This is a genomic window from Streptomyces xylophagus (genome assembly GCF_000716435.1).
Classification (GTDB): domain Bacteria; phylum Actinomycetota; class Actinomycetes; order Streptomycetales; family Streptomycetaceae; genus Streptomyces; species Streptomyces xylophagus.
Genome location: NZ_JNWO01000019.1, coordinates 120,042 through 142,973, shown reverse-complemented (window position 1 = coordinate 142,973; position 22,932 = coordinate 120,042). Strand labels below are relative to the sequence as shown.

Genomic DNA, 22,932 nt, shown 5'->3' with positions numbered 1-22,932 from the left:
CTATCTTGGGTCAGTGAGTGAGGTCGTAGTTCTCATTGCTACGACCTCACTACGACGACTTCGGGTGTGCGCGGGGGAAAGGGACACGCATGCAATCGGCGAAGAGGCCCAAGAAGGTCGGTACTTGGCAGGCGGTCGGCGGGCTTGTCGCCCACTTCCGGAGGAAGGCGCGGCTCACGCAGGAGCAGTTCGCCGAGATCGCGAACCTGCACGTCGACACGATCAGGTCGATCGAGCAGGGGCGGCTTGCGTTGCAGGACGACCGGGCGATCGAGTTCGATGAACTGCTCGGTACGGGTGGGGCGTTGTTCGCGTTGGTGGAGAAGTTGCCGGTGCGGGAGCGGATGCCGGCGTTCGCACAGGGGCTCGTGGACAATGAGCAGGAGGCGCTCAGCATCCTGTCGTATCAGAGCCTGGTGATTCCGGGTCTCCTTCAGACCAGGGACTACTGCCGCGCCGTCTTCGAGTACCGCTATCCAGCGCTTGGGGACGAGACCGCCGAGCAGTGGGTGGACAACCGGATGCAACGGCAGTTGATCTGGCAGCGCGAACGGCCGCCGGTCGGGCACTTCATCATCGAGGAGAGCGTCCTGCGGAGGCAGGTCGGCAGCGCGGAGATCATGCGCGTGCAGATCCAACAACTGCTGGACTTCACCGAGCCGGTGAACATGAGCTTGCAGATCATGCTGATGGATCGGACTCCGCACGCCTGTCTCGACGGTCCCATGGTGCTGCTGGAAACGCCTGAGCACGATCGCCTGGTCTGGCTGGAGGTGCAGCGAGCCAGCTTCCTTGTCGATGATCCCGACGAGGTCAGCGACTATCACCACAAGTATGGAATGCTGCGGTCTCAGGCTCTCACTCCTGACGAGAGTGTGCGCCTCTTGAACGGACTGCTAGGAGACTGATGGACACCGCAGCACGGCAGCAGAACCGACCGGACGAGCTGGCGTGGTTCAAGTCCAGCTACAGCGGCAGCGAAGGCGGCGACTGCGTCGAAGTCGCCGCCCACCCCTCCGCCGTCCACGTCCGGGACTCCAAGACCGCCCCTGTCGGTCCCGCCCTTACCGTCTCCCCCGGCACCTGGGCGACCTTCCTCGGCGAAGTCGCGGCTACGCGTCCCGCAGCCTGAACCACGCTCCCCCGACCCCCAACAACCCCACCGCATACGCCGCCAGCACCCCAAGCCCCGGCCACGGACCGATCGCCAACCTCTCCAGGTTCGTCGTCGCCTGGATGGAGAGGCCCGCCGGCATCGGGGCCCAGCGTTGGAAACGGTGTTGCCAGGTTGGGGAGTTGACGAGGTGGGACAGGACCGGGACGACGTAGAGGATGCCCAGGCCCAGCGTGATCGCGCCTGCCGTGTCGCGGAGCAGGGTCGCCAGGGACAGGCCCAGTAGCGTCACCAGGACGAGGATGAGGATCGAGCCGGCTGCCGCTCGGAGCGTCGCGCTGTTCGTCGGGGTTGTGGGGAGGATCAGGTGGGCCAGGCCCAGGGAGGACAGGACCGCCAGGGCTCCCGCCACCGCCGTGAGCAGGGACAGTGTCGCCGCCTTTGACGCCAGTACCCGCCACCTCCCCGGCATCGCCGTGAGCGTCGTCCGGATCGTGCCCGTCGCGTACTCCGCGCCTATCGACAGTGCGCCCAGCACCAGGCAGATCGCCTGGCTCAACTGGACCCCGGTGAGGGCCAGTTTGACCGTGTCCTCGTGGCAGGCCGTCGGTGATGGGCAGATCCGGGTCGTGAGGGACGAGACCGCCGCCGCGCCGACCGCCGCCGTCAGAGCGACCGTTGCCGCCAGGAGCCACCAAGTGCTGGGCAGGGTGCGGAGTTTCGTCCACTCCGCGTGCAACTGCCTCACGCGTCCCGCCTCCTTACCGTCCAGGCCGCCAGCAGCAGGGCCGCTGCCGTGTAGGCCACCAGGACCGCCAGGCCGTGGTACGGGGTGAGGGGGTAACAGCCGCTTTCGGGAAGGCAGTTGTGCTGGACCTGCGGGTAGTACGTCACGCCCTGCTGGATCGCGAAGGCCGCCGCCGGGGTCGCCCGGAGCAGCCACTGCGCTACGGGGAGCGGGAGGGCGAAGGACAGGATCTGCGGGAGGATCACCAGGACCACCACCGTCGCGATCGTGCCGGCGCTGTTGCGTAGGACCACTCCCAGTGACAGGGCTAGGACCGCCACCAAAGACAGGAGTACCGCGCTGCCCACGACCGCCCTCAACGCCGGGTTCTCCAGGAGGGACAGGTCTGGGAACTCCGGGGGCTTGAAGCCGTTCGAGCGCAGGGTCCGTTGGGCCAGGGTGAAGCCGATTGCCGTAGCTATCAGGCCTGTTGTGAAGGTGATCGTCGCTATCACCGTCGTCTTCGCCGCCAGTACCTTCAGTCGGGACGGCGTCGCCGTGAACGTCGTACGGATCAGGCCTCGTTTGTATTCGGTCGTCACGAAGAGTGTGCCCAGGGCGACCATGAAGAGGAGGCCCATGAAGACTCCCTGGAAGCTCATCTGGACCATGTCGGGGCTGTTCTCGTCGGGGGCGATGTCCCCCTGGCCGGTGAGGGCGTAGGTGCCGGTCGGGGACACCGTCGTCGTGCCCGGACGGCTGTTCCCGGGCCGGGCGTCGGGGGCGGGGGCACCGACGTCCGTGGCCGTCCAGCCGTTGTCGGTCGACTTGCCCTGGAAGGTCAGGTGGTCGAAGGTTCCGGTGGCCTGGCCGCTGCCCGCCACCTCGCTCGTGCCGCCGAAGGAGCGGTGGACGATCTCATGGACGGGGGCCGCCACGAACAGGCCCACCTGAACCGTCCCGGGCAGCCCGTCGAGCCGCACCTCCCCGAGCCGGGTCCAATTCTGACCGTCTACCGATGCATAGCCGGTTAGTTTCTCACCCAGCCGTTTCAGGCGGAGCCACTGCGGGGCCTTCGTCAGGTCGCTGCTCGGGCCCGCCTTGTCGTGGGTGAAGTTCCACTGCATGCGGACTCCGTGGCCGGGGGTCGCCATCACCGCCGCGTACGGGGAGCCCGGCTTCAAGCTCGACTTGACGATGATCCCGGCCTTCGTCCAGGGCCCAAGTCCCTTGCCGGAGGCGTCCTTCAGGCCGGTGACCCGGGCCGTGACCGTGCCGTCGCCGGTCAGCGTGCGGTGGGTGAGGCGGAAGGCGTCGTTGACGACCTCGCCGCCCGGGCCCAGGACGATCGGCGGGCCGCCGCTGACGCTGGAACCGCTCGCACCCAACTGGCAGATGACGACGGTGACCACGGCCGCCACCGCCAGCACCAGCAGCCATGCCCGTACCGTCCAGAACTTCGTCCACTCCGCGCGCAGGAGGTGTACGAAGCCCGCACGGGCGGGGTGCAGAACCGAGCGGTACGGGGGGACCGTCCTCGTGGGTGTCGTCGTCATCGGGACGTCACCCCGTCCTCGTCCGTGGCCGTCGTCGACGTGAACTCGACCGCGTCCCTGGTGAGTTCCATGTAGGCCTCTTCCAATGTCGCCCGGTGGGCGCCCACTTCGGCGAAGGGGACTCGGGACGCGGAGAGCAGTTCCACGATCCGTTCGGCGGGGAGGCCCGTGACGGTGAGGATCTCGCGGTCGGTGACCGCCACCGTGCCGCCCTCCCGGGCGAGGAGCTCCATCGCTTCCGTACGACTGCTCGTGCGCAGGCGTACCCGGTCGCCGGAGGCCGCCGCGAGGAGGTCGGCGACCGCCGTGTCGGCGATCAGGCGGCCCCGGCCAATGACCACCAAGTGGTCGGCGGTGTCCTCGAGTTCGCTCATCAGGTGGCTGGAGACCAGGATCGCCCTGCCCTCCAGAGCCAGGTGGCGGAGGAGGGTGCGGATCCATTGGATGCCCTCGGGGTCCAGGCCGTTGACCGGTTCGTCGAGGAGGAGGACCGGGGGGTCGCCGAGCAACGCGGCGGCTATGCCGAGGCGTTGGCGCATGCCGAGGGAGTAGCCGCCCGCCCTTCTGCGGGACGCCTGCTCCATGCCGACCTGTTCGAGAACCTCGTCCACGCGGTGCATCGGCAGTCCGTGGGAGTGGGCCAGCCAGCGGAGGTGGTCGCGGCCCCGGCGGCTGGGGTGCAGGGCGGCGGCGTCCAGGAGCGCGCCGACCTCCAACAGCGGGGTGCGCAGGGCGTGATAGGGGCGGCCACCGATCAACGCCTGGCCCTCGTCCGGGGTGTCCAGGCCGAGGAGGGAGCGCATGGTGGTGGACTTGCCCGCGCCGTTGGGACCGACGAAGCCGGTCACCGTGCCGGGCTCGACCGTGAAGGAGAGGCCGTCGACCGCGAGGGTCCGGCCGAACCGCTTCCGTAGATCGCGGACTTCGATGGTTGCGTCGCTCATGGTGAGGGAGGCTAGGGGCGCGGAGTGCCGTGCGTCGTCACGCCGAAGGGGTCCCTCACGAGGGGGACGCCGACGGGGAAGGGGGTCGGCACAATGACCGGGTGGGTGAGAAGAGTGCGGGCGTGCGGGCGGTGATGTCCCGGTGGCGGGCCGCCGAAGCCGGTACACGTGCCGTGATCGTGGGGGGCGTCCTCGCCGTCCTCGCCGTCGCCGAAGTCCTCGTCCGCAGCACCGACTTGGCCGGCGGGTTCGCCGCCCTGCTGCTGCTCGCCCTCTCCTCCACCCTCCCCGTCGCCTTCGTCCTCGGCACCGGCCGCCTCGCCCGGAGCTGCGCCGCCGTGGCACTCAGCGCCTCCTGTGTCCTCTCCCTCGTGCCCTTCGGAGGGCTCACCGCCGGCGGGGTCGTGGCCCAACTGGTGTGCGTGTACGTGCTGGGACGGGCCGGAGCCACCCGGCTCGGCGGGCTGTTCGTCCTGCCCTACGTCGTGATCGCGCTCGGCAGCCACGAGGAACCGACCCGGATCGTCGCCGTCCTCGTGGCGACGCTCGCCTCCGCCGCCGCGGCCACCGGGATCGCCCACCACGTACGCAGCACGACACAGGCGCACAGCGCGACCGAACGGGCCTTCGCGGACACGCTCCTCGAACATGCCGCCCGGGGTGAACGGGCGCGCATCGCAAGGGAGTTGCACGATGTCGTCGCGCACCACATCTCGATGATCGCCGTGCAGGCGGAGACGGCCCGGCTCACCACCCCCGGGCTGCCGGCCGAGGGCGCCACCCGCCTCCTCGCCATCGGTGACACCGCGCGCACCGCCCTCACCGAGATGCGGCGGCTGCTGGGCGTGCTGCGGGAGGACGCGGACACCGGAGTCCAACGGCGGCCCCAGCCCGGCCTCCGTCAACTCATGGAACTCGTCGACGAGTCACGGGACGCGGCCGGTTCCCGTACCCGGCTCATCGTCAGCGGGCCGATCGTCTCGCTCGACCCCGGCATCGAGGTCACCGCGTACCGAATCGTCCAGGAGGCCCTCACCAACGCCCGCCGGCACGCGCCGGGCGCCGCCGTGGACGTGGAACTCCGGTACGGGGACAAGGACTTGGCGGTACGCGTGCGCGACAACGGTCCCGGGCCCGCCGCCGACATCTCCGGCCACGGCCTGCTCGGCATGCGCGAGCGCGCGGCGACCGTCGGGGGCACGTTGCACACGGGGCCCGCGCCCGGCGGCGGCTTCCTGGTCGAGGCACGGCTCCCTGTCGCATCGGAGGAGGAGGCACCGGCATGACGTCCATCCGTATCGTCGTCGCCGACGACCACGAGATCGTGCGGGTCGGTTACGCCGGACTCCTCGCCACCCAGGCCGACTTCACGGTCGTCGGCACGGCCGGCGACGGCGCCGAGGCGGTCCGCGTCTGCCGCGAGCAACTGCCCGACGTGGTGCTGATGGACGTACGGATGCCGGTCATGGACGGCATCGAGGCCACCGCGCGACTCCAGGGCCCGCACGCGCCCCGCGTCCTCGTCCTGACCACCTTCGACCTCGACGAACACGTCTACGACGCGCTCGCCGCCGGCGCCAGCGGTTTCCTCCTCAAGGACGTGACCGCCGAACGCCTCTTCGAAGCGGTACGCGTCGTCGCCGCCGGCGAGGCCCTGCTCGCGCCCGGCATCACCCGCCGCCTGATCGCCGAGTTCGCCCGCCTGCGCCCGAAGGCGCCCACCCAGGGCACGCTGGACGTCCTCACCCCACGCGAGACCGACGTCCTACGGCTGCTCGCGGAGGGCCTGTCCAACCCCGAACTCGCCGAGCGCCTCCACGTCGGCGAGGAGACCGTGAAGACCCACGTCAGCCGCATCCTGTCCAAGCTGGGGCTGCGGGATCGTACGCAGGCGGTGGTGATGGCCTACGAGACGGGGCTGGTCGTGCCGCGGACGAGTTGACGAGGGTCCCTATGCGCAGGCCAGCCGGACGGCGCGGACAATGCACTTCACCTGGGAGTCCGTGGGCACGACCGGCGCCCGGCCCTCGCCGTGGGCGTTGCGCACGGCCACGAACAGCAACGGCGTTCCGCGCCGGGGGAAGGGCGTCTGGCAGAAGACGTCGAGGCGGGCGTGCAGAGCGTGCGCCTGACCGGGCTCGAGCACGATGCCCGGTGCGGGCAGGTCGACCACGAACAGGTTGGCGTAACCGTCCTTCAACCCGGTGAAGGTGACACGGGAAGCGGTCTCGACGCGGACGGTGACGCCGAAGTCGGGGTGGAGACGGTGCGGCATCTCAACGAACGTGATCCGGGCGGTCGTTACGGCGACCGGATCGGGCGGCGGGGGCGTGGGGCGGTTCGTGACGACGTATCCGAGGAGCACGCCCAGTACGACCACACAGGCCGTGCCTGTGACCAGCAAACGGGCGCGGCGCGACAACGCCCGCCAGCGCTCCCGGAACAGCGCGCGGTCCGCGCCGGGGGCCTCGACGACGTCCCTGTCGTCCCCCTCGGGTGGGGTCACCATGGCGAGAGCCTAGACGCGCGGGCCGCCCGATGGATATCGGCCGAACAGCCCGTTTTCAGCCGTCACTTGGCCGTATGACGAACCGTGTCACCGCCGCCCGCCGGCGCGGCACCGGCAGCAGCCACCACGCCGACGCCACCGACAACACCGCACCCACCGCGATCCCTTCGAGGCGGGTGGGCAGCAGGTGCAGGGCGTCCTGGCCGAAGTAGCCGAGGAGGAGGGACAGGGCGCAGGTCATACCGGCTGCCCAGTAGGCGTAGTTGAGGGGGCGGAGCCACAAGGCCACCGTGAGGACGGTGAACATCAGCGTCACGGCGGTGTCGCCGGTGATGCCGGCCGCCGCCACGCCCGCGGCCAGCAGCGTGCCGACCGTGGCTCCGGCGAGTCGCTCAATTCCCTTGCGCAGGACGTCGGTTCGGCCGCGGTTGCCGCTTGCCGCGACGTACGCGGTGAGGACCACCCACGGCCAGTGGTCGTCGAAGACCAGCCGCCCCAGGATGAACGCGGCGGCGATACCGGCCGCCATCTGCAGGGCCATGCGGGTGCTCGGGCGGGGGTGGAGACGGGACCGGCGCGGGGGTTGTTCGGGGGCGGGTTCCGCGCGCCAGGACCGGGGGCCGAAACGGTCGCCCAGTCCCTGCACCAGCCAGACCCCGCCGCACGCCAACGCCCCGATCAGCGCCGACCAGCCCCAAGTGACCAGCCCGCTCTGCGCCTTGGGCGGGAGCGCGGGGCCGGGTACGACGAGGAGGGCCACCAGCGGGAGGGCCAGCAGGGTGCCGATCTTCGTGGCGGCGGGGCCGTAGCGGCGGATCCAGATGGCCAGTGCCATGCCGGCCGTGAAGACGGCGGCGCCGAGTGTGTAGTGGGACGCCAACAACCTGCCGAGGAAGATCGAGGCGCCGGCGGTGACGGGCAGCACGACGAGCGCGGTGAGCCTGCGGCGGGTGTCGGCGGTGCGCTGGGAGCGGGCCAGCGTCAGGGTCAGGGCGACCGCGAGGACCAGCACGTCGGTGTGGAGTCCTTCGGCGCCCTCCAGCCAGAGGGCGATGCCCCAGCAGAGCAGCACGGCGGTCATCGTCAGAGCCACTTCGTACGCGTTGCGTATCAGTTTTGCGGTCACTGGCCCCACAGTAGCTGGCGAAGGCATTCGTGAATAGTAAGCATTCGCGTACTATCTCTGTCATGGATCATCTCTCCGAAGCCGCCCGTATCCGTCGTGGTGTCGTCCGGCTGAACCGGCGGCTGCGGCAGGAGCGCGGTAACGAGGCCGGGCTCAGTCCCAACCAGCTGATCGTGCTCGGGCATCTGCACCGGCACGCGTCGGCGACACCCGGCGAGATCGCGGCGGCCGAGCGGCAGCGGCCCCAGTCCCTCACCCGGACCTTCGCCGAACTGGAGGCGGAGGGGCTGATCGCGCGCGAGCCGGACAGCGTGGACCGGCGTCAGTCCGTGCTCACGTTGACGGCCGAGGGGCGGCGGGCGCTGGACCGGGACATGGTCGAGCGGGATGTGTGGCTGGCGGGGGCGTTGGCGTCGCTGAGTGCGACGGAGCGGGGGGTATTGGAGTTGGCGGGGGTGCTGATGGAGCGGTTGGCCGATGTGCCCTGAGTGCCTGCGTACGGGCGTTCGAACTGTTTGACTGGACGTCCGGACAGGGGGAGGCACGGGTGCTCGGGGACAAGTGGCGTCAACGTCGGCGCGATCGCTCGCGTCAGGAGTACTGGCAACAGGTGACAGGCCACGCGGACTGGGGCGACGACCGTATCGGCAGGGCACTGGAGAGCCTGGATCTCAGCCTCCAGGATTCCCTCAACGCCCGGCGGCTGGCGATCGTCCCCCCGGGCGTCGAACTGAGCGCGAGCGAGCTCACCGACGCCTGGGGCAAAGTGGGACACGAATACGGCGCCACCCACAGCACTCTGGGCCTGTTCGAGCACTTCCATCGCGTGGGCCTCATGCGCATCAGGAAGAGCGACGACCGCAGGCGGTGGCTGACCGTCCCGCAGACGCTGCACGAGCGCTTGAAGTCGCGCTGGTCGGCGGAGGAAGCGGCCGACTGGCACGGACGGCTCGTGAACAACGCCTTCGCCCTGCTGAAACCCGATGCCCCGTGGTCGGCGCTGCCCGCCGGCGCCGAGTACTGGTGGCGACACCTGGTGTGGCACCTGCACCACGGCGACCCCGATCAGGCCGCCCGGCTCGTGGCCTCCCGGGACTGGCAGATCGCCAAGATCCGGCGGTTCGGAGCGGAGAGCCTGCTCGCCGACCTGGCCATGGTCGACTCCCCGGAGTCCAGGGCCACCGCCGCGGTGATCAACGAGGTCATGGGCGAGGCGGAGCCCGGCTCCCGGCTGGACCGGGAGAAGCAGGCCGAGCTGCTGCGCGCCCTGGGCCTTGAGCCGCCCACCGCCGGCGGGCGGCGCGAGGACCGGCAGCTGTCGGCGATCCGGGCCGTGCTCCGACTGGGCTCGCATCCCTGGAACTTCGCGCTGTCACCGGACGGCACCTCGCTGGTGGTGGTCGGGCTCAGGGGGCTCTTCCAGGTCTACGACGTGGAGAAGCAGGCCCTGCGGCGAGCGATCCAGGGCCCGACGTACACGATCGACCACTGCGACGTCTCCCCGGACGGCAGTTTCATCATGACCAGCTGCGTGGATGAGAAGGCACAGGCCTGGGACCCCGTCAGCGGCGAGGAGATACTCCCCTTCAAGGTCGGCACCGTGGGTGAGTCCGTGCACGGTCCGGACGGCATGTGGATCGCCTACAACAGCTCTACCGGCAGCTTCGTCGACCCGCTCACCAACGAACGCCGGGGCACGAAGCCCACGACGAAGAACATGTCGCATCTGGCGCTCTCCGCCGACGGAAAAACCCTGGCCACCCGTGGCCGCGACTCACAGGTCCTGCTCTGGGACCCGCGTTCCGGCCGGCTGCTCGCGGAGCTGCCCAAGCAGCCGAACTCGGTCCACCGGTTCGGGCTCGCCCACGACGGCTCGTGGATCGCGATCGGCGACGTGGACCGGCTCCGGGTGCTGGAACTGCCCGACAATCGCGAGCGCTTCACGCTCAAGATGATGGGCACGCGCTTCGCCACCACCGAGGACTGGCTGGCCGTCCCCGACGACGAACATGTGCAGATCCGGTCGACCCGCACCGGTGAACTCCTGGACACCCTCACGGGCCACATGGACGTCGTACTCGACTGCCGCATGTCGCCCGGCGGGAAACACCTGATGAGCGTGGACCGCGGCGGCACACTCATCGTGTGGGACGCGGCGGCCATCGTCCCCTGACGCGGTTCAGAAACCCCCGCCGAAGTCCCCGCCGCCTCCCCCGTCTCCGCCCCCTCCGAAGTCCCCTCCCCCGAAGCCGCCGCCGAAGTCGCCCGAGTCGAAGTCCGCCCCGGAGACGTCCCCGCCGTCGTAACCGCCGCTGCCGAAGTCGCCGTAACCGGTGCCGTAGTCGGAGGCGTAGGACGGGGTGGCCATCATGCTGCCCAGCAGCGTGCCGACGAGGAGGCCGGGGAGGAGGCCGCCGCCGAAGTAGCCGCCGGCCCAGGGGCCGTAGGCCGGTCCCGCGTCCCAGTACGGGCGGCGGCCGTAGTCCGTGTCGACCTCGCGGATCATCGGGTCCCGGCCGTCGGCGAGGCGGGCCTGGTCGGCCGCGCAGACGGGGACCTCTCGCGGTGCGCCGCCCTGCGGGGTCCAGGTGGCGTCGGCGACCGACGGGCCGTGGCGCGGGTCGAAGAAGCAGGGGGCCCGACGTTCGGGCAGCGGGCGGCCCTCGCGGCGGGCGGCGAGCTGGGCGAGGGAGAAGCGGCCGTCCTCCAGGGCCTGGGTGACGGACCGGACGTCCTCGGGTTTCGTGGCCGCCGCCATGTACGACTTCGCCTGCTCGTAGGCGTCGAGGGCGCGTTCGTAGTCGGCGCGCATCGCGTCGTCGGCGCCCGGTTCGGCGGGGTGGAATTCGAGGCGGTCCAGTTCCTCGCCGAACGCCGTGATGTCCTCGTCGACCACCACCCGCAGCTTGTCCAGCGCCGCGCGCTGCTCCTCCAGCCTGCGGCGGCGGGAGCGGCGTACGAGGGTGTACGCCCCCGCGCCACCCGCCACCACGACCCCGCCCGCGACGATCAGCGCGGTGGTGGAGACTCCGCCGCCGTCCGAGGACGAGCCCCAGGACGCGGGCGCCGAACCGCCCATGTTGGCGAGCGCGCGGTCGGTGAAGTCGTCGAGCTGGGTCTTCGCGTCCTCACCCTGCACGCTGGCGACCAGGTTCTTCACGGCCGTGTTCGACAGGACCCTGGAGTCGGCGCGGGCGTCGAAGCGGTCGCCGAGGCGGATCGCGTAGAGGCCGGTGATGCCGGTGGCGGTGCGCAGGTTCGTGAAGAGGTTCGCCGTGGGGTAGTCGGCGGGGAGGACCGCGACGAAGACCGGCTTGTCGGCCTTCTTGATGCGCTGCGCGAGCGCGTCGGTGTCGGCTGACGACACCCCGGACGCTGCCGGATCGACGTAGACCGGGCCCGCGCGCAGGGCCCGGCCGATCGTCGAGACGCCGGTGTCCGCGACGGCCGGGGCCGCCATGGTCAGCGCGATGAGCAGCAGGGCCACGAACAACCCCGGGAGGCTTCGGCCCCAAGCGACAGCCTTCATAATCCGACGCTAGCCGAAGCGCCCCCCAGGGGCGCGGGGAACTGCGCGACCAGCCACGACGGACCCGCAGCCGACGACAGCCCCCGCCCCCCTTCCAGCAGCGCGCTCACGCCGCCCGGTACGCCTCCTCCAGCTTCTTCACGGCCGCCGCGTACTTCCCGGTCAGCAACAGATGGTCCGCGTCGGCGAACGGCTTCGACACCGCCGCCGTGATGTTCTGGCCCACCTTCTGCTGGACGATCAGCCGCGCCTCGGTGACGAGCGCCTTGCCCGTCCCCGCCGAGCGGGCCTTCCCCGCGGCGGCCTCCAGTGCCTTCAAGGTGGACGCGCCACCCGTCGGCGTCTTCGTCACGGTCGTCAGGCCCCAGCCGTACGGGAACTGCGGATCGTACGACGTGTCGCCGACGTTGATCGGCAGCTGAGCCTCCGACTTCGGCCAGGTGACCGGGAGTTGGCCGGTGAAGGAGCGCTTGCCGTAGAGGACGTCGGCCACGCCGTCGCCCTCCGTGCCCGGCAGCCAGGAGGCGACCAGGGCGTCGATCTTGGGGAGCCGGTCGCCGATCAGCTGCGGGCGCCCGGAGACGATCAGCACCGCGCACTTCATCGCCGCGCACACCTTGTCCACCGCTGCCTGGTCGGCCGGGGTGAGGGTCAGGTCGTTGCCGTTGCCGACATCGCCGATGCCCTCGGCGTACGGGGTCTCGCCGACGACGACCACACCGACGTCGTAGCCGGTGGTCGAGGCGGAGGCGTCCTTGGAGTAGGTGACGTCACCGCCGGCGTTCTTCATGCCCTGGAGGATCGTCGTGCCGGTGGTGTTGGTGCCGGACGAGCCCTGCCAGGTGATGGTCCAGCCGCCGGTCTGGTTGCCGAGGTCGTCGGCGTTGGAACCGGCGACGTAGACCTTCTGGTTCTTCTTCAACGGCAGGACGCCACCCGCGTTCTTCAGCAGCACCTGCGACTCGGCCGCCGCCTGCCGGGCCACGGCCCGGTGCGAAGTCGAGCCGATCTGCGCTGCGTTGCTCGTGTCGGCGTACGGCTTCTCGAAGAGGCCGAGCTTGAACTTCTGGGTGAGGATGCGGGATACGGCGTCGTCGATCCGCTTCTCGGTGACGTGGCCCGCCTTCACCTCGGCGATCAGCGTCGAGCTGAAGTCCTTGTAGCTGTACGGGACCATCATCATGTCGACGCCCGCGTTGACCGCCGTGTCGACGTGCGCGGCGTAGTCGCCGGGGAGTTGGTCGATGGCGTTCCAGTCGCTGATGACGAAGCCGTCGAAGCCCATCCGGTTCTTGAGGACGCCGTTGATCATGTCGGCGCGGGCGTGCATCTTCACCGGGCCGAGGCCGTCGCCGACGATGTCGAGCGAGGAGTAGGACGGCATGACCGTGCCGATGCCCCGGTCGACGGCCGTCTGGTACGGGGCCAGGTGGATGGCTTCCAGCTGCTGGCGGGTGACGGTGGTGACGCCCTGGTCGATGGTGTAGGTGCCGGTGGTGGAGGAGCCGTAGGCCGTGCCGCCGTCGCCGACGAAGTGCTTGGCGGTGGCGAGGACCTTGTCGTCGTCCTTCAACTGCTTGCCGTTCGCGGCGCCTTGGAGACCCTGGATCATCGTCTCCATGGACTGCACGAGCGCCGGGTCCTCGCCGAAGGACTCGTAGGAGCGGCCCCAGCGTTCGTCACGGGTGACGCAGAGGCAGGGCGCGAAGTCCCACGGGACGCCGGTCGAGCGGACCTCACTGGCCGTCACCGCGCCTGTTTTCTCGGCGAGTTGGGGATCGCGGGTCGCACCGATGCCGATGTTGTGCGGCATGATCGTGGCGCCGGCCAGGTTGTTGTGGCCGTGGACGGCGTCGACGCCGTAGATCAGCGGGATCTGGAACCGGGTTGCCTGCGCCCGGAGTTGGAACGAGTCGATCATCTTGGCCCAGGCCGCGGCCGTGTTGGGCGTCGGGGTCGAGCCGCCGCCGGAGAGCAGGGAGCCGAGGTCGTAGGTGGCGACGTCGGCGCCGGTGCCCACACCGCCGCGCTCGGCCTGGGTCATCTGCCCGGCCTTCTCCGCCGGCGACATGCGCTTGACCAGGTCGGCGACGCGCTTCTTGATGGGCAACTTGCTGTCCAGGTACGGCAGTCCGTGCGCGTCGACGACGACCTGCGGGGTCTCGGTCGAGGCCTTGGCGCCGGTCACCGTGAGCTTGAGCGGGATCGTCTCGGCGTTCTCGGCCGACTTGTCCTTGAGCGTGCGGACCTTGACGGTCTGCGTGGTGCCGGACGCGGTGCCCGCCGGGAAGGTGAGGGTGCCGGCGACCGGGGTGTAGTCCTTGCCGGACGTGGCGGTGCCTCCGTCGGACGCGTAGGCGACGGTCACTGGGTCGTCGAGCGGGACGGCGCCGGTGGTGGCGACGGTGACCTTGACCGTGGCCGTACCGCCCTCCTTGACCGGGTAGACGGCCGAGTCGGTGGTGACGGAGGCGCGCAGCGACTGGTCGGCCTTGCCGTACAACTCCACGTCGTCCATGGAGAATTGGCTCTTGACGCCGACGGGGAGCGTGACCGCGTAGCCCCACATCTGGGTCAGCCCGAGGACGTGGTCGATGCCGCCGACGGGCTGGTAGTCCGTCCGGTAGACGAAGTTCGTGAACGGGATCTCGATCTGCTTCCAGCCGGTGAAGTCGTCCGTGAAGGACGTCGTCCACAGCTCGGAGGCCTCGCCGTTCGCGCCACCGTCCTTGATCTCGAAGTTGGTCGACTTGCCGGTGTTCTGGCCGTCCCACCAGAACCGGATGCCCTGGTGCGCCGACCAGTCGTGGCCGGGCTCGGTCGCGGCGTAGTCGTGGGTGAAGCCGCCGTAGCCGCTGATGTCGTAGGTGCCGGAGAGTACGTGTTCGCCCTCGGGGGCGTCCGGTCTCGCGGTCAGGGCGAGTTGGGGCGGGTCGTCGTTGTCGCTGCCCCAGGTGAAGATGCCTTCGGCGGGCTGGCTCGCGAAGGGCACCTCGCCCTCGAAGCGGTCGACGGGAGTGGGGGCCGGGTCGGCGGCGGCGGACGCCTGGGTCACGGCGGCCGGTGTCAGCAGCGCGGCGCACAGTGCGGTGGAAACGAGCAGGGCGGTTCTTGGCATGGACCTTCCCTCGGCTCTGGGGCTCTGGTTCACTCTGGTTCGCACAGTTCACTCATGACTTAGATCACGCCGTGAGTTAACTAACGGCCCGAGGACCCGTCAAGACATCTCGTCAGGAAGGGCTAACGCATCCATGTCCAGGAGAACCCCCCGCACGGCCCGGCTGCTCGTCGCCGGACTGCTCTCCGTGGCCGGCTTCACCGCCGCCGTACCCCCCGCGCACGCCGCCGGTGAGCAGGTCACGGCCTGGCTCACCACCACCGACGACGCCGCCGGACGCCATGTCACCCGCGGCCTCCAGGCCCAGACTCCGTTCGCCTTCTCGTCCGGGACGGGCGGCAGCGGCGAGAACATCACCGTCGACGAGAACACCCGCTACCAGACCTTCACCGGCGGCGGCGCGTCCTTCACGGACACCGCGGCCTGGCTGATGAACAGCAGCGGCGCGCTGTCGACGGCGACCCGGAACGCGACCATGACCAAGCTGTTCTCGCCGACGGACGGGATCGGCCTTTCGTTCCTGCGCAATCCGATGGGCGCCTCCGACCTGGCCCGCTACGGCTACTCGTACGACGACGTGGCCTCCGGCCAGACCGACCCCAACCTCACCTCCTTCTCGATCGCGCACGACCTGGCGGACGTCGTTCCGCTGACCAAGCAGGCGCTCTCCCTCAACCCCTCTCTGACTGTCATGGCCTCGCCATGGACGGCTCCCGCGTGGATGAAGGACAGCGGGTCGCTCAACGGCGGTTGGCTGAAGTCGGAGGACTACGGCGCCTACGCCAACTACTTCGTCAAGTACCTCCAGGCGTACAAGGACCAGGGCGTTCCGGTCTCGTACGTGACCGTCCAGAACGAGCCGACGTGTTGCTCCGGCTACCCGTCGATGAGCTGGAACGCGTCCGGGCTCGCGTACTTCACGAAGAGCGAGCTGCTGCCGAAGCTCAACGCGTCCGGCCTGACGACGAAGGTCCTGGCGCACGACTGGAACTGGGACGTATACGACTCGTACGCGGCGGCGACCGTGGACGACGCGGCCGTCCGCTCCAACCCCAACTTCGGCGGCATCGCCTGGCACGGCTACAGCGACATCAGCGGCGTCACCAAGCAGACCACCGTCCACAACCAGTACCCGACGCTGGACGCCTTCGGCACCGAGCACTCCGGCGGCACCTGGGTCGCCAACCAGCAGCGCGAGGACATGAACAACATCATCGACTACACCCGCAACTGGGCGAAGTCGGTGACCAAGTGGTCCCTCGCCGTGGACCAGAACATGGGCCCGCACAATGGCGGTTGCGGCACCTGCACCGGCCTGATCACCGTCCACAACGGCGACGGCGCGAGCGGGACCGTCGACTACACCGTCGAGTACTACACGATGGGCCAGTTGACGAAGTTCGTCCGTCCCGGCGCCCAGCGGATCGCTTCCACGGCGTCCACGAACGTGCCGAATGTGGCGTGGCGCAACCCGGACGGTTCGAAGGCGCTGATCGCGTACAACGACGCGTCCACGGCGAAGACGGTGACCATCAACTGGGGTGGCCAGCACGCGACTTACTCCCTCCCCGGCAAGACGTCCGCCACGTTCACCTGGACGGGGACACAGTCCGGCGGCGGCAGCCAGACCGGCGCGTTCGTCGGTCTCGCGAGCAAGTGCCTTGACGTGGCCGGAGGTTCGACCACCAACGGCACGGCCGTCCAGCTCTACGACTGCAACGGGTCGACCGCCCAGCAGTGGACCGTGGGGACCGACGGAACGGTGCGGTCGCTCGGCAAGTGCCTTGACGTGACCTCGGCTTCGACGGCTGACGGGGCGAAGGTGCAGTTGTACGACTGCAACGGAACCGCCGCGCAACAGTGGTCGTACAACTCCACGACCGGTGATGTGGTGAATACGGCGGCCAACAAGTGCCTTGATGTGACGGGCAATTCGTCGACCAACGGGACGCGGGCGCAGATCTGGACGTGCACGGGGGCTGCCAACCAGAAGTGGCACTTGCAGTAGGCAGGGCGGGTCGTGTCCCGCCCTCGACGGGGGCGGGACATGAAACGTGTCGTGGTGGGTGTTGTGAGTGCGGTCGCGGGATCTGTGCTGCTCGGTGGGTGCAGCCCGGCAAACCTGTCGCTCGCGGCCGTCCGGCTGGACGGGGACGGCACGCCGGTCGCCACGTTGCGGCTGTGCGACGGTGACCGCGGCTCCCGGGCGGAACTGAGCAGTTGGCCCACCGGGGACGCGGGCGCCAGTGAGCCGGTCGACCAGCAGACCGGCTGGCGGCCGGATTTCGGCGCGGAGATCGAGGTCTCCACGGCGACGTTCCCGCTCTTCTCACCACCCGCCGCCTGGCACACGGAGGCGACGGGACCGCAGCGGCTGCGGCCCGGCCGCACCTATGCCCTCGACGTCACCGGCCCCCGCTCGGGCTGGGACCCGTACGACATCGTGGTCTACTTCACCACCGCCGACCTGAACCGGCTGAAACCCGGCCAGGTCTGGGCCGACGACCGTGCGATGAGCCGGGACGACTTCGACGACCTCGTGGACGACGCGTGCTGACCCGGAGGGTGGCGGCGGTCGCGGGTGTGGCGGCGGGGTGTCTGCTGCTCAGCGGGTGCGGGGCCGTCGATCTGCCGCTGGCCGGGGTACGGCTCGGGGCGGACGGGATGCCGTACGCACTGATCCGGCCGTGCGGGGACGACAGTTACCGGAAGCCGTCGCTCGGCGGGTGGGCCAAGGGGATCGACGACGGACCGGTCACCACGGGGTGGGACGTGCGGAAGGAGAAGCTGAGCGGGGACGCCGAGTTCGCGCTCTTCTCGCCTCCGGTCGCCTGGAAGGCCCGGCATCGCGGTGCGCAGCGACTCCAGCCGAAATACCACTACTCGCTCGGCTTCGGGCACTACATCACCGGCGACTCCTACAACGGCATCGTCGACTTCACGACCGAGCAGATCACCGCTCTCGAGCCCGGCCAGGTATGGGCCGACGGCAGGGCCATGAGCCTCGGCGAGTTCGAGAAGCTCGCCGAGGACTCCTGCTGAGGGCGGGTTACTCGGCGGGCTCGACGCCCGCGCGGAGGAGGCCGTACGTGTACGCGTCCTCCAGCGCCTGCCACGACGCGGCGATGACGTTCTCCGCGACGCCTACCGTCGACCACTCGCCCGCGCCGTCGGACGTGGAGATCAGGACGCGGGTCGTGGAGGACGTGCCGTGGACGCCTTCCAGGATGCGGACCTTGTAGTCGACGAGGTCGAGCTTGGCGAGCTGGGGGTAGATCTTCTCCAGGGCTACTCGCAGGGCGCGGTCCAGGGCGTTGACCGGGCCGTTGCCCTCGGCCGTGGCGACGATGCGCTCGCCCTTGGCGAAGAGCTTGACGGTGGCTTCGTTGGCGTGGCTGCCGTCGGGGCGGTCCTCGACGATCGCGCGCCAGGACTCGACCTGGAAGTAGGAGCGGGCCTTGCCCTCCGCCTCGGCTCGGAGGAGGAGTTCGAAGGACGCGTCGGCCGCCTCGTAGGTGTAGCCCTTGAGTTCGCGTGCCTTGACCCGGTCCACGACCCGGCCGACCAGCTCGCGGTCGCCGCTGATGTCGACGCCGAGTTCCTTGCCCTTGAGCTCGATCGACGCGCGGCCCGCCATGTCGGAGACCAGCATCCGCATGGTGTTGCCGACCTGCTCGGGGTCGATGTGCTGGTACAGATCCGGGTCGACCTTGATCGCGGAGGCGTGCAGGCCCGCCTTGTGCGCGAAAGCGGACACTCCTACGTACGGCTGGTGCGTGGACGGGGTGAGGTTCACGACCTCGGCGATCGCGTGCGAGATGCGGGTCATTTCGCGGAGCTTGCCGTCGGGCAGGACCTTCTTGCCGTACTTCAGCTCCAGGGCGGCGACCACCGGGAACAGGTTGGCGTTGCCGACGCGCTCGCCGTAGCCGTTCGCCGTGCACTGGACGTGGGTCGCGCCCGCGTCGACGGCGGCGAGGGTGTTGGCGACCGCGCAGCCGGTGTCGTCCTGGGTGTGGATGCCGAGCCGGGCGCCGGTGTCGGCGAGGACGGTGGCGACGACCGCCTGGACCTGCGCCGGGAGCATCCCGCCGTTGGTGTCGCAGAGGATCACGACGGACGCGCCGGCCTCCGAGGCCGTGCGGACGACCGTTTTCGCGTATTCGGGGTTGGCGCGGTAGCCGTCGAAGAAGTGCTCGCAGTCGACGAAGACGCGGCGGCCCTGGGCGACCAGGTGGGAGACGGTGTCGCGGACCATCTCCAGGTTCTCGTCGAGGGTGGTGCGCAGGGCCAGTTCGACATGGCGGTCGTGGGACTTCGCGACGAGGGTGATGACGTCGGCACCGGAGTCCAGGAGCGCCTTGACCTGCGGGTCCTCGGCGGCCTTGGCGCCGGCGCGGCGGGTGGCGCCGAACGCGACCAGTTGGGCGTGCTTGAAGTCGATCTCCTGCTGGGCGCGGGCGAAGAACTCGGTGTCCCTCGGGTTCGCCCCCGGCCAGCCGCCCTCGATGAAACCGACGCCGAAGTCGTCCAGGTGCCGTGCGATGGCCAGCTTGTCCGCGACGGTGAGGTTGATGCCCTCCCGCTGCGCGCCGTCACGCAGGGTCGTGTCGAAGACGTGGAACGAATCGTCGAGTTCGCTGGTTTCCGTCATGGTCTCTGGCTCCTGAGAATCTGGATCTCGGTCTGTACCGGAATGACCGGCTCCACCGTTCCCCAATGATCCCTCGCGCTGCGCTCCCGGCTGAAGGTGGGCCAGAAAAGCGAAAAACCCCTCGCGGGTGCGAGAGGTCTGCGCGCGGGTCGAGGACGACGATGGCCGCCCGTACCTGGTCGTACGAGGCGGTCACTGCGGACCGGCGCGCCTGCTGCCAATAATCGTGGCGAACGAGAGCACGGAGGCAGTCTGGCACAGCCCCCGTGCTCCGCTCATGGGTGTCTCAGGATGCGGTCGATCACTTCAGGTGACGTACGTAGACGTGCGTGGTGTCGTAGGTGTCGCCGGGCACCAGGTCGGTGGCCCAGCTACTGAAGGCGACCGTGCGGCCGTGCCGGTCGATCACCGGGAAGTCCACCCCGCCGGCGCTCGGGCCGCCGCCCACCGCCGGACTGGCGAGCACCGTGCGTCCGGTGCGCAGGTCGCGCACGTACGCCTGTCGCGCGCCGCCCGGGTCTCCCGAGGCGTACACGAGATACCGGCTGTCCGCGCTGAGCTGCGGATAGCCGGTGTAGGCGGTCGGCCCGGCGCCGTCGACGCGGCGCAGCTTCCCCGTCCTCAGGTCGCGGACGAAGACGTTGTGCCCGTTGTTGGTGTCGTCCGGCGTCAGCTTCGAGTCCAGCGAGTTGAACACCGCGTACCGTCCGTCGGCGCTGACCTGCGGGAACTCGGTCTGCCCGTCGGACACCACACCGTCCGGCGCCTTGTCGGCCCAGAACAGCTTCCCGCTCGGCACGTCACGGACGTAGGCGTCGCTCCAGTCGCCAGTGGTGGGATACGGCACGAAGAACTGGTAACCGACCCGGCGACCGTCCGCGCTGATCGACGGGTTGGTGGCGGCGGACTTCCGGGCGCCCTCACCCGGCACCTGGCTGATGCGCACCCGCTCGCCGGTGACCCGGTCGACGCGGTACACCCGGCTCCACCGGTCGCCCTGCGGTCCCTCGTCGCTCGTGTGCTGGGCGACGAAGGCGACATAGCGGCCGTCGGCGCTGATCGCGGGCGAGCCGATGGCGTCGTAGCCCGTGTCGACGGCGTTGTTCAGCCGCTGAAGGGCTCCGGTCCTCAGGTCCTTGACCCAGATCGCGTTGTCGTCGCCCTCGTAGGTCTTGGTCGAACTGAACGCCAGATAACGGCCGTTGGCGCTCAGACTGACGTCCAGGACATGGCCGTCCCACGCGCCGCCGTCCCCGGTGACACTCACCAGGCGGGTGGTGCCGGTCCTCAGGTCGCGCACGAAGGCGTCCTCGGTGCCGTTGGTGTCGCCCGCGACAAGGTTGTCGGCGCCGGAGACGAAGGCCAGGTAGCGGCCGTCCACGCTCAGGCTCTGCCCGTTGGAGCCGCTGTTGCCGTCCGCGCCGTCCGGGGCCACGCTCGCCTTCTCGGTGCGCGGGGCCCTGGGTGCGGCACTCGCCGTGGTCGCCGTCAGTGTCGCCGTGGCCGCGGCCAGGGCGAGCGCGAGCGCGAGGGCTCGCTTGTTGCCGTGCATGGTTGTTCCCCCGTAGTGGTCGCTGCTTGTCACTGCACTGTCCGCAGGAAGACGTCCGACACCCCGTTGGTGTCCCCCGCCACCAGATCGGGTGACGCCGACTCGAACGCGACGACCGTGCCGTCGGCGTTGACGGACGGGTGCCCGGCCGGGAGGTCGTTGCGGTGGCCCCGGACGTCGACGCTGATCAACTGGCTTGTGCCGGTGGTCAGTTCACGCAGGTATACGGCCCCGGCGCGGACGTACGCGACACGCGCGCCGTTCCCGGAGAGCGAGGGCTGTGTGCCGTTGACCCGCATCGTGGTCCCGGCGTCGAGGTCGCGGACGTACACGTACCGGCCCTGCTGGAAGGCGATCTTGCGGCCGTCGTCGGCGAGGGAGGGCTGCGACGCGTGGTCGCCGGCCTTCTCCAGGGCGCCGGTGTCCAGGTCACGGACGTAGACGGCGTCACCCTGCTCGAAGGCGACGTACCGGCCGTTGTAGTTGACGGCCGGGTTGCCCGCGGCCTCGCCGGTGGGCGCGCTGACCACGTCGACGGTGCCGCCGTTGAACTTGAAGCGGTAGACGCGGGGTTGCGGGTGCGGGTCGGTGTCGGTGGCCGGGAGTGTGGCCGCGTAGGTGATCCACTGGCAGGTGGGGTCCACCGCGGGCTGTCCCATCCAGGTGAAGCGGATGCCCTGGTAGGAGGAGATGCCGGTCAGTTTGCCGACCGAGCGGTTGCGGACGAAGACCTCGGGGGCGCCGTCCGTCGCGTGCGGTGCCACGTATCCGACCATGCGCCCGTTGGCGCAGGGTGTGCCCTCGGACGAGGGTTGCTGTGTGCTGGAGTTGACCTCGGAGATCCCGCCGGACGCGTTGACGAAGACGTTGCCGTCCGAGGTGAAGGAGACGGTTCGGCCGTCCGCCATCACCGGGTCGTGGGACGCGGCGGCAAGCTGCTGTCCGTCCCGCGTCGTGCTGATCCGTTCGGTGACGGACGGCATCGGGGCCGGGTTCTTCGCGAGTTCGCCGGAGAAGACGAACACGTCCGTCTCCCCGTTGGTGTCGCCCGCCACCAGGTGGGACGCGTCCGAAGAGAACGCCACCGCACGCCCCTTGGCGGCCAGCCCCTGCTCTCCCGGCACGGCGTACGGCGAGAGGTCGGCACCGCGCAGGCCCGTCCGCAGGTCACGCACCCGCACACCGTCCTCGCCCGCGACGACGGCGTACCGGCCGTCCGCCGTGGCCGCCCGGGGCTGTCCGTCGGCCACGCGCCGCGACTCGCCGGTGCGCAGGTCGTGGACGTACAGGCCGCTCTCGGCGTCGAAGAGGACGCGGTTGCCGTCGGCGGTGATGCGGAGCAGGAAGGCCGCGCCGAAGCCCTGGTCGACCTGGGTCCGCTCGCCCGTCCGCCGGTCCCTGACGAAGATGTCGGCCGGGTCCGTCTCGGAGTCGGTGTGGATGCCGTACGCGACCCGCTCGCCGTCGCCGCTCACCGAGGCCCCGTTCTTGTCGCCCTCCTCGGCCGGTGAGACCAGTGTGTCGGTGCCGGTGGCCGTGTCACGGACGTACAGGAGCCGGAAGTTCGACGAACCGTTGCGGTTGCCGATGGTGTACGCGATGTGCGTGCCGTCCGGACTGATCGACTGGGCGCGGCCCAACTCGTTGGATCCGGGCGGGTTCTCGGGCCACAGCCGCTCCGTGCGGCCGGTGGCGCGGTCGTACAGGTACGGCGCCATGAACCGGGTGCCCGCGGAGAACGCGACGCGGCTCCCGTCGGCGCTCAGCATCGGCGAGCCGTACAGATAGCCGCTGCCGAGGTCGATCCTGGTGACCTCGCCGGTGCCCAGGTCCTTCTCCAGCAGGCACGGGGTGAACTCCGCGCAGCCGAAACTCGGTGCGGTGGACACGAACGCGACATGGCGGCCGTCGGCGCTGATCGCCGGGTCGCCCGAGGGTCCGTCGGCCTGGCTGCCGTCGGCGGCCGTGCTCACCCTCTCCGTGCTGGACACGTGCGGTGCGGCGGACGCGGCCGTCGGCGAGAGGAACGCGAGCAGCAGCGTCACCCCTAAGCCAACACCGAACACACCTGTGGATCTGGACATGCTTCCCCCTGAGATCCCC

19 protein-coding genes are annotated in these 22,932 nt (G+C 70.0%); 9 read left to right on the top strand and 10 right to left on the bottom strand.

The window, feature by feature from the left end; translation table 11 throughout:
• The first annotated feature begins 89 nt into the window (after positions 1 to 89).
• Positions 90 to 908 carry a helix-turn-helix domain-containing protein gene (locus OO70_RS34890; protein WP_043680363.1) on the top strand — a complete coding sequence of 273 codons (819 nt, stop codon included), beginning with the start codon at positions 90 to 92 and terminating at the stop codon, positions 906 to 908.
• Positions 908 to 1,132 carry a DUF397 domain-containing protein gene (locus OO70_RS34885; RefSeq protein WP_043680360.1) on the top strand — a complete coding sequence of 75 codons (225 nt, stop codon included), beginning with the start codon at positions 908 to 910 and terminating at the stop codon, positions 1,130 to 1,132. The genes OO70_RS34890 and OO70_RS34885 overlap by 1 nt, the downstream gene beginning before the upstream one ends.
• On the opposite strand, the gene OO70_RS34880 is transcribed toward OO70_RS34885, so the two are convergent.
• Genes OO70_RS34880 through OO70_RS34870 form a run of 3 tightly spaced genes read right to left on the bottom strand, consistent with a single transcriptional unit; the run spans position 1,113 to position 4,341 of the window.
• Positions 1,113 to 1,862, bottom strand: a complete 750-nt coding sequence (locus OO70_RS34880; protein WP_043680357.1) for an ABC transporter permease subunit — start codon at positions 1,860 to 1,862, stop codon at positions 1,113 to 1,115. The genes OO70_RS34885 and OO70_RS34880 overlap by 20 nt on opposite strands.
• Positions 1,859 to 3,397, bottom strand: coding sequence for a DUF1349 domain-containing protein (locus OO70_RS34875; protein ID WP_043680353.1), 1,539 nt, complete (start codon positions 3,395 to 3,397; stop codon positions 1,859 to 1,861). Before OO70_RS34875 ends, OO70_RS34880 begins: the two co-directional genes overlap by 4 nt.
• The gene (locus OO70_RS34870; protein WP_043680350.1) at positions 3,394 to 4,341 is read right to left on the bottom strand and encodes an ABC transporter ATP-binding protein; all 948 of its coding nucleotides are present in this window, start codon (positions 4,339 to 4,341) and stop codon (positions 3,394 to 3,396) included. Before OO70_RS34870 ends, OO70_RS34875 begins: the two co-directional genes overlap by 4 nt.
• Positions 4,342 to 4,475: 134 nt before the next feature.
• Between OO70_RS34870 and OO70_RS34865 the strand changes: the two genes are divergently transcribed.
• The gene (locus OO70_RS34865; RefSeq protein ID WP_043680681.1) at positions 4,476 to 5,627 is read left to right on the top strand and encodes a sensor histidine kinase; all 1,152 of its coding nucleotides are present in this window, start codon (positions 4,476 to 4,478) and stop codon (positions 5,625 to 5,627) included.
• The gene (locus OO70_RS34860) at positions 5,624 to 6,283 is read left to right on the top strand and encodes a response regulator (protein WP_043680347.1); all 660 of its coding nucleotides are present in this window, start codon (positions 5,624 to 5,626) and stop codon (positions 6,281 to 6,283) included. The genes OO70_RS34865 and OO70_RS34860 overlap by 4 nt, the downstream gene beginning before the upstream one ends.
• A gap of 9 nt (positions 6,284 to 6,292) precedes the next feature.
• Here the strand turns inward: OO70_RS34860 and OO70_RS34855 are convergent, their stop codons facing one another.
• Positions 6,293 to 6,850, bottom strand: coding sequence for a hypothetical protein (locus OO70_RS34855; RefSeq protein ID WP_043680344.1), 558 nt, complete (start codon positions 6,848 to 6,850; stop codon positions 6,293 to 6,295).
• 55 nt (positions 6,851 to 6,905) lie between these two features.
• Entirely contained in the window at positions 6,906 to 7,976 is a 1,071-nt protein-coding gene (locus tag OO70_RS34850) for an FUSC family protein (protein WP_043680342.1), read from the bottom strand.
• Positions 7,977 to 8,038: 62 nt separating this feature from the next.
• Between OO70_RS34850 and OO70_RS34845 the strand changes: the two genes are divergently transcribed.
• Complete coding sequence (locus OO70_RS34845; RefSeq protein ID WP_043680339.1) at positions 8,039 to 8,464, top strand: MarR family winged helix-turn-helix transcriptional regulator; 426 nt, start codon at positions 8,039 to 8,041, stop codon at positions 8,462 to 8,464.
• Between the two features lie 122 nt (positions 8,465 to 8,586).
• Positions 8,587 to 10,149, top strand: coding sequence for a hypothetical protein (locus tag OO70_RS34840; protein WP_043680336.1), 1,563 nt, complete (start codon positions 8,587 to 8,589; stop codon positions 10,147 to 10,149).
• Positions 10,150 to 10,155: 6 nt separating this feature from the next.
• Here the strand turns inward: OO70_RS34840 and OO70_RS34835 are convergent, their stop codons facing one another.
• Together OO70_RS34835 and OO70_RS34830 are read right to left on the bottom strand one after the other, a co-directional pair.
• The gene (locus tag OO70_RS34835) at positions 10,156 to 11,505 is read right to left on the bottom strand and encodes a hypothetical protein (RefSeq protein WP_043680333.1); all 1,350 of its coding nucleotides are present in this window, start codon (positions 11,503 to 11,505) and stop codon (positions 10,156 to 10,158) included.
• A 106-nt stretch (positions 11,506 to 11,611) separates the two neighbouring features.
• Positions 11,612 to 14,623: a glycoside hydrolase family 3 protein gene (locus OO70_RS34830; RefSeq protein ID WP_043680330.1), complete on the bottom strand. Its 3,012-nt coding sequence runs from the start codon at positions 14,621 to 14,623 to the stop codon at positions 11,612 to 11,614.
• Between the two features lie 133 nt (positions 14,624 to 14,756).
• Between OO70_RS34830 and OO70_RS34825 the strand changes: the two genes are divergently transcribed.
• Genes OO70_RS34825 through OO70_RS34815 form a run of 3 tightly spaced genes read left to right on the top strand, consistent with a single transcriptional unit; the run spans position 14,757 to position 17,665 of the window.
• Positions 14,757 to 16,631 carry a ricin-type beta-trefoil lectin domain protein gene (locus OO70_RS34825; protein ID WP_043680327.1) on the top strand — a complete coding sequence of 625 codons (1,875 nt, stop codon included), beginning with the start codon at positions 14,757 to 14,759 and terminating at the stop codon, positions 16,629 to 16,631.
• 39 nt (positions 16,632 to 16,670) lie between these two features.
• Entirely contained in the window at positions 16,671 to 17,180 is a 510-nt protein-coding gene (locus OO70_RS34820; RefSeq protein WP_158711557.1) for a hypothetical protein, read from the top strand.
• Positions 17,174 to 17,665: a hypothetical protein gene (locus OO70_RS34815; RefSeq protein WP_199827472.1), complete on the top strand. Its 492-nt coding sequence runs from the start codon at positions 17,174 to 17,176 to the stop codon at positions 17,663 to 17,665. Before OO70_RS34820 ends, OO70_RS34815 begins: the two co-directional genes overlap by 7 nt.
• A gap of 7 nt (positions 17,666 to 17,672) precedes the next feature.
• Here OO70_RS34815 and cimA read toward each other — a convergent pair whose 3' ends face one another.
• From cimA to OO70_RS34800, 3 genes are all read right to left on the bottom strand, one after another.
• Positions 17,673 to 19,277 (bottom strand): citramalate synthase, encoded by a 1,605-nt coding sequence (cimA, locus tag OO70_RS34810; RefSeq protein WP_043680324.1) that lies wholly within the window; start codon positions 19,275 to 19,277, stop codon positions 17,673 to 17,675.
• Positions 19,278 to 19,578: 301 nt separating this feature from the next.
• A complete protein-coding gene (locus OO70_RS34805) occupies positions 19,579 to 20,829 on the bottom strand; it encodes a TolB family protein (protein WP_043680322.1) in 1,251 nt (416 codons plus the stop codon).
• Between the two features lie 29 nt (positions 20,830 to 20,858).
• Entirely contained in the window at positions 20,859 to 22,913 is a 2,055-nt protein-coding gene (locus tag OO70_RS34800; RefSeq protein ID WP_106971818.1) for a TolB-like translocation protein, read from the bottom strand.
• Positions 22,914 to 22,932: the final 19 nt, after the last annotated feature.

Coding starts and splice junctions, on each gene's coding strand:
- OO70_RS34860 (WP_043680347.1), top strand. CDS start 5,624: ATGACGTCCATCCGTATCGTCGTCGCCGACGACCACGAGATCGTGCGG.
- OO70_RS34830 (WP_043680330.1), bottom strand. CDS start 14,623: ATGCCAAGAACCGCCCTGCTCGTTTCCACCGCACTGTGCGCCGCGCTG.
- OO70_RS34820 (WP_158711557.1), top strand. CDS start 16,671: ATGAAACGTGTCGTGGTGGGTGTTGTGAGTGCGGTCGCGGGATCTGTG.
- OO70_RS34855 (WP_043680344.1), bottom strand. CDS start 6,850: ATGGTGACCCCACCCGAGGGGGACGACAGGGACGTCGTCGAGGCCCCC.
- OO70_RS34870 (WP_043680350.1), bottom strand. CDS start 4,341: ATGAGCGACGCAACCATCGAAGTCCGCGATCTACGGAAGCGGTTCGGC.
- OO70_RS34865 (WP_043680681.1), top strand. CDS start 4,476: ATGTCCCGGTGGCGGGCCGCCGAAGCCGGTACACGTGCCGTGATCGTG.
- OO70_RS34885 (WP_043680360.1), top strand. CDS start 908: ATGGACACCGCAGCACGGCAGCAGAACCGACCGGACGAGCTGGCGTGG.
- OO70_RS34875 (WP_043680353.1), bottom strand. CDS start 3,397: ATGACGACGACACCCACGAGGACGGTCCCCCCGTACCGCTCGGTTCTG.
- cimA (WP_043680324.1), bottom strand. CDS start 19,277: ATGACGGAAACCAGCGAACTCGACGATTCGTTCCACGTCTTCGACACG.
- OO70_RS34800 (WP_106971818.1), bottom strand. CDS start 22,913: ATGTCCAGATCCACAGGTGTGTTCGGTGTTGGCTTAGGGGTGACGCTG.
- OO70_RS34825 (WP_043680327.1), top strand. CDS start 14,757: ATGTCCAGGAGAACCCCCCGCACGGCCCGGCTGCTCGTCGCCGGACTG.
- OO70_RS34805 (WP_043680322.1), bottom strand. CDS start 20,829: ATGCACGGCAACAAGCGAGCCCTCGCGCTCGCGCTCGCCCTGGCCGCG.
- OO70_RS34845 (WP_043680339.1), top strand. CDS start 8,039: ATGGATCATCTCTCCGAAGCCGCCCGTATCCGTCGTGGTGTCGTCCGG.
- OO70_RS34890 (WP_043680363.1), top strand. CDS start 90: ATGCAATCGGCGAAGAGGCCCAAGAAGGTCGGTACTTGGCAGGCGGTC.
- OO70_RS34835 (WP_043680333.1), bottom strand. CDS start 11,505: ATGAAGGCTGTCGCTTGGGGCCGAAGCCTCCCGGGGTTGTTCGTGGCC.